15 protein-coding genes are annotated in these 12,815 nt (G+C 68.8%); 4 read left to right on the top strand and 11 right to left on the bottom strand.

The window, feature by feature from the left end; translation table 11 throughout:
- The 5 genes from CHC08_RS44230 to CHC08_RS44210 form a co-directional block, all read right to left on the bottom strand.
- Positions 1 to 525 (bottom strand): thiamine pyrophosphate-binding protein (locus CHC08_RS44230; RefSeq protein WP_245878945.1); only part of this gene is annotated, 525 nt, incomplete at its 3' end.
- Between the two features lie 243 nt (positions 526 to 768).
- Positions 769 to 1,764, bottom strand: a complete 996-nt coding sequence (gene bioB / locus CHC08_RS44225; RefSeq protein WP_089213364.1) for a biotin synthase BioB — start codon at positions 1,762 to 1,764, stop codon at positions 769 to 771.
- A gap of 44 nt (positions 1,765 to 1,808) precedes the next feature.
- Entirely contained in the window at positions 1,809 to 2,531 is a 723-nt protein-coding gene (bioD, locus tag CHC08_RS44220) for a dethiobiotin synthase (RefSeq protein ID WP_089213363.1), read from the bottom strand.
- Between the two features lie 156 nt (positions 2,532 to 2,687).
- Positions 2,688 to 3,407 (bottom strand): GntR family transcriptional regulator, encoded by a 720-nt coding sequence (locus tag CHC08_RS44215; RefSeq protein WP_089213362.1) that lies wholly within the window; start codon positions 3,405 to 3,407, stop codon positions 2,688 to 2,690.
- A 91-nt stretch (positions 3,408 to 3,498) separates the two neighbouring features.
- Positions 3,499 to 4,659, bottom strand: a complete 1,161-nt coding sequence (locus CHC08_RS44210) for an 8-amino-7-oxononanoate synthase (protein WP_245878944.1) — start codon at positions 4,657 to 4,659, stop codon at positions 3,499 to 3,501.
- Between the two features lie 68 nt (positions 4,660 to 4,727).
- Here CHC08_RS44210 and CHC08_RS44205 point away from each other — a divergent pair, with 68 nt between their 5' ends.
- Positions 4,728 to 6,191 carry a sensor histidine kinase gene (locus tag CHC08_RS44205; RefSeq protein WP_089213360.1) on the top strand — a complete coding sequence of 488 codons (1,464 nt, stop codon included), beginning with the start codon at positions 4,728 to 4,730 and terminating at the stop codon, positions 6,189 to 6,191.
- A 233-nt stretch (positions 6,192 to 6,424) separates the two neighbouring features.
- Here the strand turns inward: CHC08_RS44205 and CHC08_RS44200 are convergent, their stop codons facing one another.
- Complete coding sequence (locus tag CHC08_RS44200; protein WP_089213359.1) at positions 6,425 to 6,679, bottom strand: WhiB family transcriptional regulator; 255 nt, start codon at positions 6,677 to 6,679, stop codon at positions 6,425 to 6,427.
- Positions 6,680 to 6,961: 282 nt separating this feature from the next.
- Positions 6,962 to 7,921 (bottom strand): diacylglycerol/lipid kinase family protein, encoded by a 960-nt coding sequence (locus CHC08_RS44195; protein WP_089213358.1) that lies wholly within the window; start codon positions 7,919 to 7,921, stop codon positions 6,962 to 6,964.
- Between the two features lie 78 nt (positions 7,922 to 7,999).
- Here CHC08_RS44195 and CHC08_RS44190 point away from each other — a divergent pair, with 78 nt between their 5' ends.
- Positions 8,000 to 8,383, top strand: coding sequence for a hypothetical protein (locus CHC08_RS44190; RefSeq protein WP_245878943.1), 384 nt, complete (start codon positions 8,000 to 8,002; stop codon positions 8,381 to 8,383).
- Here the strand turns inward: CHC08_RS44190 and CHC08_RS44185 are convergent.
- The 3 genes from CHC08_RS44185 to sodN all read right to left on the bottom strand — a co-directional run bounded on the left by CHC08_RS44185 (position 8,380) and on the right by sodN (position 10,222).
- Positions 8,380 to 9,159, bottom strand: coding sequence for an RNA polymerase sigma factor SigF (locus CHC08_RS44185; protein WP_179282577.1), 780 nt, complete (start codon positions 9,157 to 9,159; stop codon positions 8,380 to 8,382). The genes CHC08_RS44190 and CHC08_RS44185 overlap by 4 nt on opposite strands.
- A 17-nt stretch (positions 9,160 to 9,176) precedes the next feature.
- Positions 9,177 to 9,602, bottom strand: coding sequence for an ATP-binding protein (locus tag CHC08_RS44180; protein ID WP_089213357.1), 426 nt, complete (start codon positions 9,600 to 9,602; stop codon positions 9,177 to 9,179).
- Positions 9,603 to 9,820: 218 nt separating this feature from the next.
- Positions 9,821 to 10,222: a superoxide dismutase, Ni gene (gene sodN / locus CHC08_RS44175; RefSeq protein WP_089213356.1), complete on the bottom strand. Its 402-nt coding sequence runs from the start codon at positions 10,220 to 10,222 to the stop codon at positions 9,821 to 9,823.
- Between the two features lie 91 nt (positions 10,223 to 10,313).
- Here sodN and CHC08_RS44170 point away from each other — a divergent pair, with 91 nt between their 5' ends.
- Positions 10,314 to 10,616, top strand: a complete 303-nt coding sequence (locus tag CHC08_RS44170; protein WP_089213355.1) for a S24 family peptidase — start codon at positions 10,314 to 10,316, stop codon at positions 10,614 to 10,616.
- Positions 10,617 to 10,776: 160 nt separating this feature from the next.
- On the opposite strand, the gene CHC08_RS44165 is transcribed toward CHC08_RS44170, so the two are convergent.
- Complete coding sequence (locus CHC08_RS44165) at positions 10,777 to 11,310, bottom strand: CGNR zinc finger domain-containing protein (protein ID WP_089213354.1); 534 nt, start codon at positions 11,308 to 11,310, stop codon at positions 10,777 to 10,779.
- Positions 11,311 to 11,574: 264 nt separating this feature from the next.
- Between CHC08_RS44165 and CHC08_RS44160 the strand changes: the two genes are divergently transcribed.
- The gene (locus CHC08_RS44160) at positions 11,575 to 12,774 is read left to right on the top strand and encodes an NAD(P)-dependent malic enzyme (RefSeq protein ID WP_089213353.1); all 1,200 of its coding nucleotides are present in this window, start codon (positions 11,575 to 11,577) and stop codon (positions 12,772 to 12,774) included.
- Positions 12,775 to 12,815 lie beyond the last annotated feature (41 nt).

Below are 12,815 nucleotides of genomic sequence, written 5' to 3'. Positions count from 1 at the left end.
CTCTTCGAGCGGGGGCGCCGCCGAGAACAGGTGGTCCATGTGGAAGTCGAGGAAGACCGGGCCGCGGTGCGGGGCGAGGGCCGTACGGAAGGCCATCTCCACGTCCTGGCCGATGGAGTCGGCGCCCGAGCCGGTGAAGGCGAGCTTGGTGATCGGTGCGAACAGCGGCGGGTGGTCGATCTCCTGCAGCGCGCCGGAGCCCCAGCGCGACTGTGGCGCCCGGCCTCCCATGATCACAACTGGAGAGCCGTTGAAATGGGCGGTGGCGACCCCGCTGACGCCGTTGGTGATGCCGGGGCCTGCGGTGAGCACGGCCAGCCCGGGTTTGCGGGTCAGGCGGGCGGTCGCCTCGGCGGCGAAGACCGCGCTCTGCTCGTGCCGGACGTCCAGGATGGGCATGCCCTCGTGGACCGCTCCGTCGTAGAGGGGGAAGACGTGGCCGCCGGACAGGGTGAACATGGTCTCGATGCCGTAGGCCTTGGAGACGGCGACGGCGATGTCGCCTGCATGCTTGGGAGACTCCATAGCGCGCAACCTACCAGTCAGTTATTTGGCGGGACAGGGAATGCTCCCCCTGCCCGCAATCCCCTCATCCGAACGGCCCCCTCCACCGGGGGAAGATCGCAGACCGATGGGAACGGCGTGCGTCACGGCCATCCGGCCATCACATCAAATGTCCGGATATGGTGGAGTATGAACGGCATCTGAACGGTTGGGGATGCGTTTCAGGGGGAGTGGAACAGCGTCTCGATCGGTGTGGAACGCGTTTCAGAGGGTGTCGGAAAGCGCTTTGATCGGCATTTTCAGGTCGACCAGGAGATTGAGGTCGGCCTCGGCGGTACGGCCGAGGGTGGTCAGGTAGTTGCCGACGATGATCGCGTTGATGCCGCCGAGCATGCCGTCGCGGGTGCCGAGATCGCCCAGGGTCAGCTCACGGCCGCCGGCGTAGCGCAGGATCGTGCGCGGCAGGGCGAGGCGGAAGGTGGCGATCGTCTTGAGCGCCTCCGACCCCTCCAGCATCGGGTAGGACTCGAAAGGCGTGCCGGGACGCGGGTTGAGGAAGTTCAGGGGGACCTCGTCGGGTGCCAGCTCACCGAGCTGCCCGGCGAACTCCGCCCGCTGCTGGAGGGTCTCACCCATGCCCACGATGCCGCCGCAGCACAGCTCCATCCCGGCCTCGCGCACCATCAGGCAGGTGTCCCAGCGCTCTTCCCACGTGTGGGTGGTGACGACCGCCTCGAAATGGGACCTCGCGGTCTCCAGATTGTGGTTGTAGCGGTGCACGCCCATCTCGGCCAGCTCATCGACCTGGGCCTGGGTGAGCATGCCCAGCGAGCAGGCGACGTTGATGTCCACGGCCTCCTGGATCGCCTTGACGCCCTCGCGGACCTGGTCCATCAGTCGCTGGTCGGGCCCCCGGACGGCGGCCACGATGCAGAACTCCGTCGCCCCGGTCTCCGCGGTCTCCTTGGCCGCCTGCACGAGGGAGGGAATGTCCAGCCAGGCCGCGCGGACGGGGGAGGAGAACTGCCCCGACTGGGAGCAGAAGTGACAGTCTTCGGGGCAGCCACCGGTCTTCAGCGAGATGATCCCCTCGACCTCCACCTCCGGGCCGCACCACTTCATCCGGACCTCGTGCGCGAGCGCCAGCAGGTCGGCCAGGCGGTCGTCGGGCAGCTGCAGGCAGCGCAGGGCCTGGGCGGCGTCGAGACCCCGGCCCTCCTCCAGCACCTGCACCCGGGCGATCTCGAGGATGTCGCTCACGTTGCTTCGATCTCCTGCCGTGGTCTGCGGGAAAAGCCTGTCTTCTACGGGAAAAGCCTAAGGGTGGTCCGGAACGCGGCGGGATCGAACCCACCTCCGAGAGCCGGGCCCAGCCCGGCGCGGGCCGTATGGGCGAAGGACTCCCGGTCCAGGAGCCCCGCTCCCTCGGGGAGCGCGCCCGCCAGCGGCCGGGCGGCCAGCATCTCCAGATCCGACACGTTGGACCGCTCGGCCAGGCCCGGCTCGGCCGGCCACGACCCGATCACGACCCCGGCCGGCTCCAGCCCCCGGTGGGCCATGGCCTCCAGCGTCAGCGCGGTGTGGTTGAGCGTGCCCAGCGCCGCCCTGGTCACCAGGAGCACCGGCGCCGAGATCATCCGGGCCAGGTCGGCCAGGGTCGAGCCCTCCTCGTCGAAGCGGACGAGCAGCCCGCCCGCCCCCTCGACGATCACCAGCTGGTGCGACCCGGCCAGCTCCTTGATCCGGATCGCGGCCTGGACGAGGGAGACCGGCGGCAGGCCCGCCAGACGAGCCGCCGCCGCCGGGGCCAGCGGGTCCGGGAACCTGGACAGCTCGAACGTGGTCCTCACCCCGGAGAGCCGGATGACGTCGTCCAGATCCCCGGGTTCGGTGTCGGTCACCCCGGTCTGCGCGGGCTTCACCACCGCGACGGAGGAACCTCGCTCCCTGGCGAGTGAGGCCACCGCCGCGGTGACGATCGTCTTGCCCACCCCGGTGTCGGTCCCGGTGACCACGAGAATGCTCATCCACCTCACCTTAGGCGGACCCCGGACCCGCGGGCCCGAACTCCCGCGGCCGGACACGGTCGCGTGCCGCGGGAGGTCAGGGGTGATGCGGCCCGGTGACGGACCCACGGCTCACCGGGGCGGCGCACCCCGGTGACGAACGCGGTTTCGCGAGGGTCAGGGGCGACGCAGCCTGGTGACGAACTTGTAGCGGTCGCCTCTGTACAGGGACTGGGCCCACTCCACCGGGTTGCCGTCGGCGTCGAAGGCGTGCCGGGTGAGCATGAGCATCGGCAGGCCGACGTCGACGCCCAGCACCTGCGCGTCGTACGGCGTGGCCAGCACGGTCTCTATGATCTCCTCGGCGTCGGTCAGCCGCACGCTGTAGGCGTTGTACAGCGTTTCGTACAGGGAGGAGTGCACCTCCAGTTCGCGCCTGAGCCTGGGGAAGCGCCGGGCCGACAGGTGGGTGGTGTCGATCGACATCGGCTCGCCGCTGGCCAGGCGCAGCCGGTGGATGCGCAGCACCCGGCCGCCGGGGTTGATGGCCAGGCGGCGGGCCAGCGGCTCGTCGGCCGTGATGTAGCTGATGTCGAGGATCTTGGTGTCGGGTTCGAGGCCGACGGTCCGCAGGTCGCCGGTGTAGGACGTCAGCTGGAGGACCTGGGCGACCTTGGGCTGGGAGACGAACGTCCCCTTGCCCTGGATGCGCACTAGGCGGCCCTCGACCACGAGCTCGGACAGGGCCTGGCGCACGGTGGTGCGCGAGGTTTCGAAACGGACGGCGAGGGTCCGCTCGGGAGGCAGCGCGCTGCCCGCGGGCAGGCTCTTGGTCAGGGCGAGCAGGCTGCGCTTGACGTCGTAGTACTTCGGAATTCTGGGTGAGTCATCGCTCACGACTCCACCTCGCCTAACGGCTCGAAGCCTGATGGCTCGAAACCGGCGTGGCCGGAGGTGCCTCGCCTGACGGCTCGCCCGCTTCGCTCACTCACATGGTCACCTTCATCTCGGCCACGGCGGTGAGCGCACCCTTGATCACCGCTAGATCATCTGAACTCAGATTGGCCCGTGCGGTCAACCGCAGGCAAGAGCGGCCGACCGGCACCGAGGGCGGCCGGAAACATCCGGCCCGCACTCCGCGTTCCGCGCAGACGAGGGCGGCCCGGAGCGCGGCCTCCGGCGGGCCGAGCACGATGGGGACGACCGCACCTGCCGGATCGTTGGTCTCCAGGCCGAGTTCGCGGGCCATCGAGGCCAGTTCTCTCGCCCTGGTCCGTACGTATCCGGGCAGTTCGGGCTGGTTGTGAAGGATATCCACAGCGGCGAGTGCCGCCGCAACGCTGCCGGGGGCCAGCCCGGTGTCAAAGATGAACGAGCGGCCCGTGTCGACGAGGGTCTGGATCACTTCGGGCGCGCCGAGCACGGCTCCGCCCTGGGATCCCAGGGATTTGGAGAGTGTGAGGGTTCTCACTACGCCCGGTTCGGCCGCGAGGCCCGCGGCGTGCACCGCGCCCTGCCCGCGAGGGCCGATGACGCCGATCGAGTGGGCCTCGTCGACGACCAGCAGCGCGTCCTGCCGTACGGTCGCCGCGTGCAGCTCCGCCAGGGGCGCCAGATCGCCGTCCACGGAGAAGACCGCGTCGGTGACCACGATCGCGTGATCCTCGTGCCGGTCGGCCAGCGCCTTCTCCACGGCCGTCACGTCCCTGTGCGGGGTGACCACCACGCGCGAGCGCGACAGCCGGCAGGCGTCCACGATCGAGGCGTGGTTGCCCGCCTCGGAGACCACCAGGGCATCCTTGCCCAGGGCCGCGACGGCCGCCAGGTTGGCCAGGTATCCGGAGGAGAACACCAGGGAGCCCTCCGCCTCGGCGAACGCGCACAGCCGCGCCTCCAGACGGGCGTGGAGGGCGGTGGAGCCGGTGACCAGGCGGGAACCCGTCGAACCGGTTCCCCAGGTCCGGGTGGCCGCTATGGCCGCCTCCATCAGGCGCTCGTCCCTGGCCAGCCCGAGATAGTCGTTGGACGCGAGGTCGATCAGGCCGTCGTCGTCCGGAGTGCGGGCACGCAGGGTCCGCTTCAGACCCGCTGCCTCCCGTGAGGCCGCCGCGGCGCGGAAACGTGCCAGCGGGTCGGGGGTCTGTTCCATAGGGGGCATTTTCCCAGTCGGTCCCACCCGATTCGCGTTCGGGCCTGCAAAGAACGCATGATGCACGGGTGCCGACTCTAAGCGACCTGGCGGTTCGTCACACCGCGCTCGACGATGCGGACCTCGAGTGGATGCACTCGCTGGTCTCCGACTGGCAGCTTCTCGCGGACCTGTCATTCGCCGATCTCATCCTGTGGATACCGCTCAAGGACGGCTCGGGATGGATCGCGGTCGCGCAGATGCGGCCCACCACGGGACCCACGGTCTATCACGACGACATCGTCGGGATGATCGCGGCCAGGGGGGAACGGGTGCTCCTGGAGATCGCCTGGGACGAGCGGCGGATCTGCCGCGAGGGCGACCCCGACTGGTCGAGCGGCGTCCCGGTCCGCGAGGAGACCATTCCGGTACGGCGGGCGGACCACTTTCTCGGCGTCATCCAGCGCTCGACCAACCTGTCGTCCGCGCGCACCCCTTCGAGGCTGGAGCTCACCTACCTGCAGAGCGCCTCCGACCTCGCCCAGATGGTCGCCGAGGGACGGTTCCCGTTCTCGGGCGCGGAGCCGATCCTGGTCCGCTCACCGCGGGTGGGCGACGGACTGCTCCGGCTGGACCGGGCGGGCCGCGTCACCTACGCCTCGCCGAACGCGCTGTCGGCCTATCGGCGGCTGGGCCTCAACGCCGACCTGGTCGGCGCCGAGCTGGGCCGTACGACCGCGACACTCTGTTATCGCGACGAGCCCATCAACGAGAACCTGATGATCGTGGCGAGCGGGCGGGAGCCCAGGGAGACCGAGGTGGAGTCGGGCGGCACGGTCGTGCAGCTCCGGGCGATCCCGCTGGTCGTCGGCGGCGGGCGGATCGGCGCGCTGGTGCTCATCAGGGACGTGACCGAGCTGCGGCGGCGCGAGCGGGAGCTGATGACCAAGGACGCCACCATCCGGGAGATCCACCATCGGGTGAAGAACAACCTGCAGACGGTGGCCGCGCTGCTCCGGCTGCAGGCCAGGCGCCTGCAGGTGCCGGAGGGGCGGGAGGCGCTGGAAGAGGCGGTGCGCAGGGTCGGGTCGATCGCGATCGTGCACGAGACGCTGTCCCACACGCCCGAGGAGCAGGTCGACTTCGACGACATCGCCGATCGCGTGATCGCGATGACGGGCGAGGTGGCGGCTCCGGAGGCGCAGGTCGTGCCGCGCCGCATCGGGGCGTTCGGGGTGCTGCGTTCGGAGATCGCGACGCCGCTGGCGATGGTCCTCACCGAGCTGCTGCAGAACGCGGTCCAGCACGGGCTGGCACACCGGCCGGGCAAACTTCAGGTGATCGTGTCCCGCGGGGCCGAAAGGCTGGACGTGATCGTCTCCGATGACGGCACCGGTCTGCCCGAGGGCTTCGACCTGGACTCGTCCACCAGCCTCGGCCTGCAGATCGTGCGCACCCTGGTGGTGGGAGAGCTGTCCGGGCGGCTGACCATCGAGCCCCGGCAGGGCGGCGGTACGGAGGTCACCCTGGGCATCCCCCTGCCCGCGGTCTGAGAGCGGGCGGCGGGCCGCAGAGCAGGGCGGGGGTTCCTACCGAGGAGCCGTGGCCGTCCCGGGCGCGACTCCCCTCCCCGCGGCTTTCGAACCGGGGCGGGGAAGGGGGAAAACTTCAGGCCGTCTCTTCGCGGGTCCCCTCGGATCTTCTCGGATCCGGGGAGGTCCGTCGGGTCGGCCGTCGGACGGTGTCGGCGACCCGTTGACGGCGCCGACGATCGAGTGTGATTGGATCAGACGGTGGCGCGGGTGCGGGCGCGGGCCGTACGGCGCTTGAAGGCGCGGCGCTCGTCCTCGCTCAGGCCACCCCAGACGCCGGCGTCCTGCCCAGACTCCAGGGCCCACTTCAGGCATGCTTCACTAATGCTGCACGAACGGCAGACCTGCTTGGCCTCTTCGATCTGCATCAGGGCGGGGCCGCTGTTGCCGATGGGGAAGAACAGCTCGGGGTCCACGTCACGGCAGGCAGCTCGGTGGCGCCAGTCCATGCGTCCACTCCTTCGTAAGAGGAGCCCTTGCGGTGGCTCCGTCGGCTCACTTTGTGAAGACTTTCACTAGCCAGCGCGAACAGTATCCCGACCCTTGGTTTGGTTCGGGGGCATGTCCACTTGATCATCGGTGGCCCGGGAGCGATGTGGCCGCTCAAAGGTCCTACGTTCCGACGTCAATGTTGAGATTGGCAGCCACGCTCTGTGCACGCAAGAGGTTTGGGGGAACGTTTTGCCTGATATGGATGTCGGATGCGTCACACAATGACCGCATGTAACGGGTTAGACCAATACTTGTAACGCATTCGGGATAGAGCGGAACGTAATCCGCTCGACCTCGCCCAGGTAGTCGCCGTCGAGCTGGAACGCCACGGGACGCCCGGCGCTCAGGGTGAACTCCTTCTCGTCATGGAGTTGCACCAGGTGGCCGCCGGTGGGCAGGGTGTCGCGGGCTCCGATGATCTGGGGCATCAGATGGACCATCGAGGGCAGGCCGAGGCGCTGGAGTCCCAGCAGGTCGAGACCGGTCTCGAAGCTCGCCCACGGGGTCGGGGAGACCGGCCGGGAGCCTATGTAGCTCCACGGGGAGGTGTTGGAGATGATCGCCAGGAAGATGTGGCCGGTCGGCGGCACGTCCGGGCCCTCGACGGTCATGGCGGCATGGCGTTTGTCGGTCGAGAGATAGTGGTGTAACGCGGTGTTCACGTACCGCGTGGGTGTGGCCTTGCGGCCGGTGCCCCGTATGCCCTCGACCGCCCGGATCACCTCGGCGTCATATCCCAGGCCGCTACAGAAAGTGAAATATCTGCTCTGGTTGTCCCAGATCGCCTGACCGAGCCCGACGGTCCGCCGCCGTCCGTCACGGATCGCCTCAAGCACCGCGCCGACCGCCTCGACCGGGTTGTTCGGCAGGCCGAGGGCCCTCGCGAAGACGTTCGCGCTGCCGCCGGGGATCACCAGCAGAGCCGGCCGATCCACCGCGCTCCCGTCGTCCCCCCTCTTGCCGTCCTCCGCGTTGAGCAGGCCGTTCACGGTCTCGTTGATCGTGCCGTCGCCGCCGAGCACGGCCACCACCTCGAATCCGGAGGCGTGCGCCCCGCGGGAGAGCTGGGCCGCGTGTCCCCGGTATCGGGTCTCCTCGACGGTCAGATCCAGGGTGGCGCCCAGTGCCCTGATGAGCACGTCGCGCGTCCGCTGATTGGTCGTCGTCGCCTTCGGATTCACCAGGAGCATCGCGCGCATAAATTTCAGCGTATCCGCCGTTTACGGCACAGGGGTGGTAAAGAAGCAGGCGGAATGTCCCGGCGATAGGGTTGGCGCGTGCCGAACCGTCCGATGACCCTCACCGTCGCCGCCGCCATCATGGGGCTGGAAGGCGTCACCGCCCTGCTGCTCGGCGGTTACGTCGGCGTCGAGACAGCGATCGGCAAACCGGCCGATCTGATCAGCTCGATCTTCGTCGCCGGATTCGGGATCCTCGTGGGCGCGGTTCTGCTCCGGGTGGCCTGGGGGATGATCCAGGTCGACCGGTGGACGCGGAGTCCGGGCGTGCTGACGCAGATCTTCGCCCTGCCCGTGGGCGTCACGCTGATCCAGTCCGATCAGCAGGCGATCGGCATCCCGCTGATCGCCGTCGCAGTGATCGGACTGGTCGCGCTCCTGTCCCCGCCGACGACCCAGGCCCTCTACGGGGACCAGGACTAATCCTCCACGGTCAGGCCTTCACGGAGCTGTGCCAGGGTTCTGGCGAGCAGCCGGGACACGTGCATCTGGGAGATGCCGAGCTCGGTGGCGATCTGTGACTGTGTCATGTTGCCGAAGAATCGCAGCAGCAGGATCCGCTTCTCACGCGGAGGCAGCCGCTCGAGCAGAGGCTTGAGTGACTCGCGATATTCGACGCCCTCCAGGGAGTCGTCCACGATGCCGAGGGAGTCGGCCACCGCGGGCGCGTCGTCGTCACCCGAGTCAGGCGCGTCGAGGGAGACCGTTGAGTAGGCGTTGGCCGACTCCAGCCCCTCGAGCACCTCCTCCTCGGTCATCTTCAGGAACCCGGCGAGCTCGGCGACGGTGGGTGCTCGCCCCTCTCGCTGGGAGAGCTCGCTGATCGCCTTGGTGAGCGAGAGCTTGAGCTCCTGCAGGCGGCGCGGCACGCGGACCGCCCAGCCCTTGTCGCGGAAGTGCCGCTTGATCTCGCCCACGATCGTCGGGGTGGCGTAGGTGGAGAACTCCACCCCTCGGCCGAGGTCGAAGCGGTCGATCGACTTGATCAGACCGATGGTCGCGACCTGGGTGAGATCGTCAAGCCACTCGCCCCGGTTGCGAAACCGGCGGGCGAGATATTCCACCAAGGGAAGGTGCAGCTCGACGAGCTCGTCACGGATACGCTGGCGCCGCGGGTCGTCGGCGGGCAACTCCACCAGTTCCGCGAAGAGCAGGCGCGCGCGCACCCGGTCGGGCACAGCGTGGTCGCTGGCGGCCATGGCACGAGTCCTTTCCGTCACGCTGGCCTCGCTGCGCCTCGGCGCTTGCGGAGCACGATCGCCATACGGTCGGGGGAGTCGGTTGCGGCATCCACATCATCAGCCAGGGCGGTGAGCACCATCCAGGCGAAGTCATCGCGGTTCGGTGCGGAACTACCGACCGTGCTGACCTCGACCCGGACCTGCATCAGCTGCCCGGTGAGCTCGAACTCGGCAGTCAGATCGGTGCCGGGAACGGCTTGGGCCAGCAACATCGCGCACGCCTCGTCGACCGCGATCCTCAGATCCTCGATCTCGTCCAGCGTAAAGTCCAGCCGTGCGGCCAGTCCGGCGGTCGCCGTACGTAGCACGGACAGATAGGCACTCGCCGCCGGTAGCCGGACGCTCACCACGTCACGGATACCGTTCATACCGGCCGCAGGCACCTCGGTGTGTTCGGTCACGTTCCTCCTTGCAGAGTCGCTCTCTGCAACCTACAGCCCCTGGACGCTCCTTGGCCCGATTGGACTCGCGATCGGGGTGAATTGACACCACTAGAACATCTGAAGATGTCCAAAAAGGGCGCTTGAACAGGTCAAGCCCCGCATGGTCGCACCTCATGCGGGGCCTGCTGCGCTGATCACGACGCCGAACGCCGCGATCAGCGGCGGCGCTGCCCTGCTCAGGCGGCCTTGGTCTTCCAGAAGATGTCGGAGATCTCTTCGATCTTGCCCAGGAGCTCGTCAGCCTTGGCGACGTCGACGGTGCCCTTGCCGCCGGCGGCGCCCGCCAGCTTGGTGGCGTCCCAGAAGAGCTGGTGCAGCTGCGGGTAGGCCTCCAGGTGCGGGGGCTTGAAGTAGTCGGTCCACAGCACCCACAGGTGGTGCTTGACGAGCTCGGACCGCTCCTCCTTGATGGTGATCGCGCGGGCGCGGAAGACCGGGTCCTCGTTCGCGGCGTACTTCTCCATGATGGCCTTCACGGATTCGGCCTCGATGCGAGCCTGAGCGGGGTCATACACACCACACGGCAGGTCACAGTGCGCGGAGGCGATGTGCTTGGGTCGCAGAAGTCGTGCGAGCATCGGAAAATCCTTCCTTGATGCTGAGTTCGGCATGGTCCGATTAACGACCTTACTCGTCTTCAAAAACCCGTGTGGGAGGGGGCTGCGCTCGATGAGAGTGCGTGTCGAGGGAGAGTCGATGCTGCCCGCGCTGCGGCCCGGTGACTGGCTGTGGGTGTGGCGCGGCGCTCCGGTGAGAGCCGGGGACCTGGTCGTCGCACGACTTCCGTCCGACCAGGCGAGGCTGATCGTCAAGCGGGCCGCCTGGGAGGCGGACGGGGGATGGTGGCTGGAGAGCGACAACCAGCGCGCCTCCGGCCGCCGCGACAGCTGGGACTTCGGCGCGCTGCCGCCGTCGTCGATCGTCGGCCGGGTGGTGCTGCGTTACTGGCCGCCCTTCCGGCGGGCCGGCTAGGCGGCGGCGTCACGGGTCGTCCGGCTGCCGTGCCCGGCGGGCGGCCACGGCGTCACGAGCCCTCCGCGACGTTACGGGCCGCCCGCCCACCTTCTGCGGTGCCCGATAAAACAGCCACGGTGCTGCAAATCTTTTGCGGACCCGGTGGGCGGCCACGATGTTACGGGCTGCCGACCTTCTGGCGGGCCCGGTAGGCGGCCACGTTGGCCCGGCTGGCGCAGCGCTCCGAGCAGTAGCGCCGGGACCGGTTGGAGGAGGTGTCGAGATAGGCCTTGCGGCAGGGCGGCGCCTGGCAGAGGCCGAGCCGGTCCACGCCCAGGTCGGTGACGATGGTGGCCAGGCCCATGACGGCTCCCACGGCGTACTGGTCGGCCATCCGGCCGCCCTCGGTGAGGTGCATGTGCCAGCGCTCGCCGTCGTGACCGGAGATCTGCGGCTGGACCGGATGGTGGATCAGCAGGGAGTTGAGCCGGTCGACCACGGCCTGCTCGTCGCCGGCGTCCGCGGTCTCGAACACGATGATGAGCTCTTCGCGGAGGTCGCGCAGGGCGTCGAGGTCGCCGCGGGTGAGACGGCAGCCCGGCCGATAGCGGCCACCCTCTTCCAGGAGAGCGCGCAGTCCTTCCAGACCGGTCAGCCGGTCGGGGCTGTTGATCAGTAGTACGGCCAGCTCGGCGTAGGTCGTCAGGTCCATCGGGTGACCCGTCAATGTAAGCGATGAATAGGGATTTCGAGTATTACACGGGTGGCGCTGTCAACACCACGTCAACAAGGTAAGTGACTGCTGGCATCTGGCGGAGTCTCAACATGTGGCACAATCGAGCGACGGGTGACCCCCGACCCCTCCAGGCGACCGAGCTCAGTGAGCAGGCCCCGAGCGGCTACCGAAGCCCGGGACACGCTTCCTGCGGCCGCCTCCGAAGGAACTATCCGTCTGACTGAACCAACAGGGGTCACTGTGGCTTTCACGCCATCCTCCACTTCCCTCGAGACGCTCGAAGCTCTTGATACGGACCCGGCCTTCGCCCTGCACCGCGGTGGCAAGCTGGAGGTCCGCTCGACCGTCCCGGTCCGCGACGCCGACGACCTCGCACTCGCCTACACCCCGGGTGTGGCCAGGGTCTGCAGCGCGATCGCCGAGAACCCGGAGCTCGCCAAGGACTACACCTGGGTGTCCAACGTGGTCGCCGTCGTCTCCGACGGCACCGCGGTGCTCGGCCTCGGAGACATCGGGCCCTCCGCCGCCATGCCGGTCATGGAGGGCAAGGCCCTGCTGTTCAAGCAGTTCGCGAACGTCGACGCGGTGCCGATCTGTCTCGACTGCACCGACGTGGACGCGCTGGTCGAGACGGTCGTGCGGCTCGCGCCCTCCTTCGGGGGCATCAACCTGGAAGACATCAGCGCGCCCCGTTGTTTCGAGGTCGAAGACCGGCTGCGCGAGCTTCTGGACATCCCCGTCTTCCACGACGACCAGCACGGCACCGCGATCGTGGTGCTGGCGGCGCTGAAGAACGCCGCCCGGCTGACCGGCCGCTCGCTGGGCGAGCTGCGGGTCGTGGTCGCCGGCGCCGGCGCCTCCGGGGTCGCCGTCAGCCGGATCCTGCTCAACGCGGGCATCGGTGACATCGGGGTGTCCGACTCCAAGGGCCTGATCTACCGGGGCCGCGAGGGGCTCAACTCGGTGAAGGAGGCCCTGGCGCGCGACACCAACAGGGCCGACATGCGAGGCTCCACGGAGCACGCGCTGGCCGGGGCCGACGTGTTCGTCGGCCTGTCGGGCTCGACGGTCTCCGAGCAGGCCATCGCGTCGATGGCGCCCGGCTCGATCGTCTTCGCGCTGTCCAACCCGACGCCGGAGGTGCATCCGGAGATCGCCAGGAAGCACGCGCAGGTGGTCGCGACCGGCCGCTCCGACTTCCCCAACCAGATCAACAACGTGCTGGCCTTCCCCGGTGTCTTCCGGGGAGCGCTCGACGTCCGTGCCACCACCATCACCGAGAACATGAAGGTCGCCGCGGCCGAGGCGCTGGCCGCCGTGGTCGGGGACGACCTGTCGGCCGACTACGTGATCCCGAGCCCGTTCGACGAGCGCGTCGCCCCCGCCGTCATCGCCGCGGTCGCCGCGCAGGCCCGCGCCGACGGGGTCGCCCGCATCTAGCGTCCGACCTTGCCGCGAAAAAGCGAAACGGCGGCGGACCG

Source organism: Streptosporangium subroseum, assembly GCF_900188345.1.
Taxonomy (GTDB): domain Bacteria; phylum Actinomycetota; class Actinomycetes; order Streptosporangiales; family Streptosporangiaceae; genus Streptosporangium; species Streptosporangium subroseum.
This window is presented reverse-complemented; position numbering and strand designations above follow the sequence as displayed.

Coding starts and splice junctions, on each gene's coding strand:
- bioD (WP_089213363.1), bottom strand. CDS start 2,531: ATGAGCATTCTCGTGGTCACCGGGACCGACACCGGGGTGGGCAAGACG.
- CHC08_RS44210 (WP_245878944.1), bottom strand. CDS start 4,659: ATGGAACAGACCCCCGACCCGCTGGCACGTTTCCGCGCCGCGGCGGCC.
- CHC08_RS44200 (WP_089213359.1), bottom strand. CDS start 6,679: ATGGACTGGCGCCACCGAGCTGCCTGCCGTGACGTGGACCCCGAGCTG.
- CHC08_RS44195 (WP_089213358.1), bottom strand. CDS start 7,921: ATGCGCGCGATGCTCCTGGTGAATCCGAAGGCGACGACGACCAATCAG.
- CHC08_RS44185 (WP_179282577.1), bottom strand. CDS start 9,159: ATGGCCGCCAGCGACCACGCTGTGCCCGACCGGGTGCGCGCGCGCCTG.
- sodN (WP_089213356.1), bottom strand. CDS start 10,222: ATGCTCGCACGACTTCTGCGACCCAAGCACATCGCCTCCGCGCACTGT.
- CHC08_RS44170 (WP_089213355.1), top strand. CDS start 10,314: ATGAGAGTGCGTGTCGAGGGAGAGTCGATGCTGCCCGCGCTGCGGCCC.
- CHC08_RS44165 (WP_089213354.1), bottom strand. CDS start 11,310: ATGGACCTGACGACCTACGCCGAGCTGGCCGTACTACTGATCAACAGC.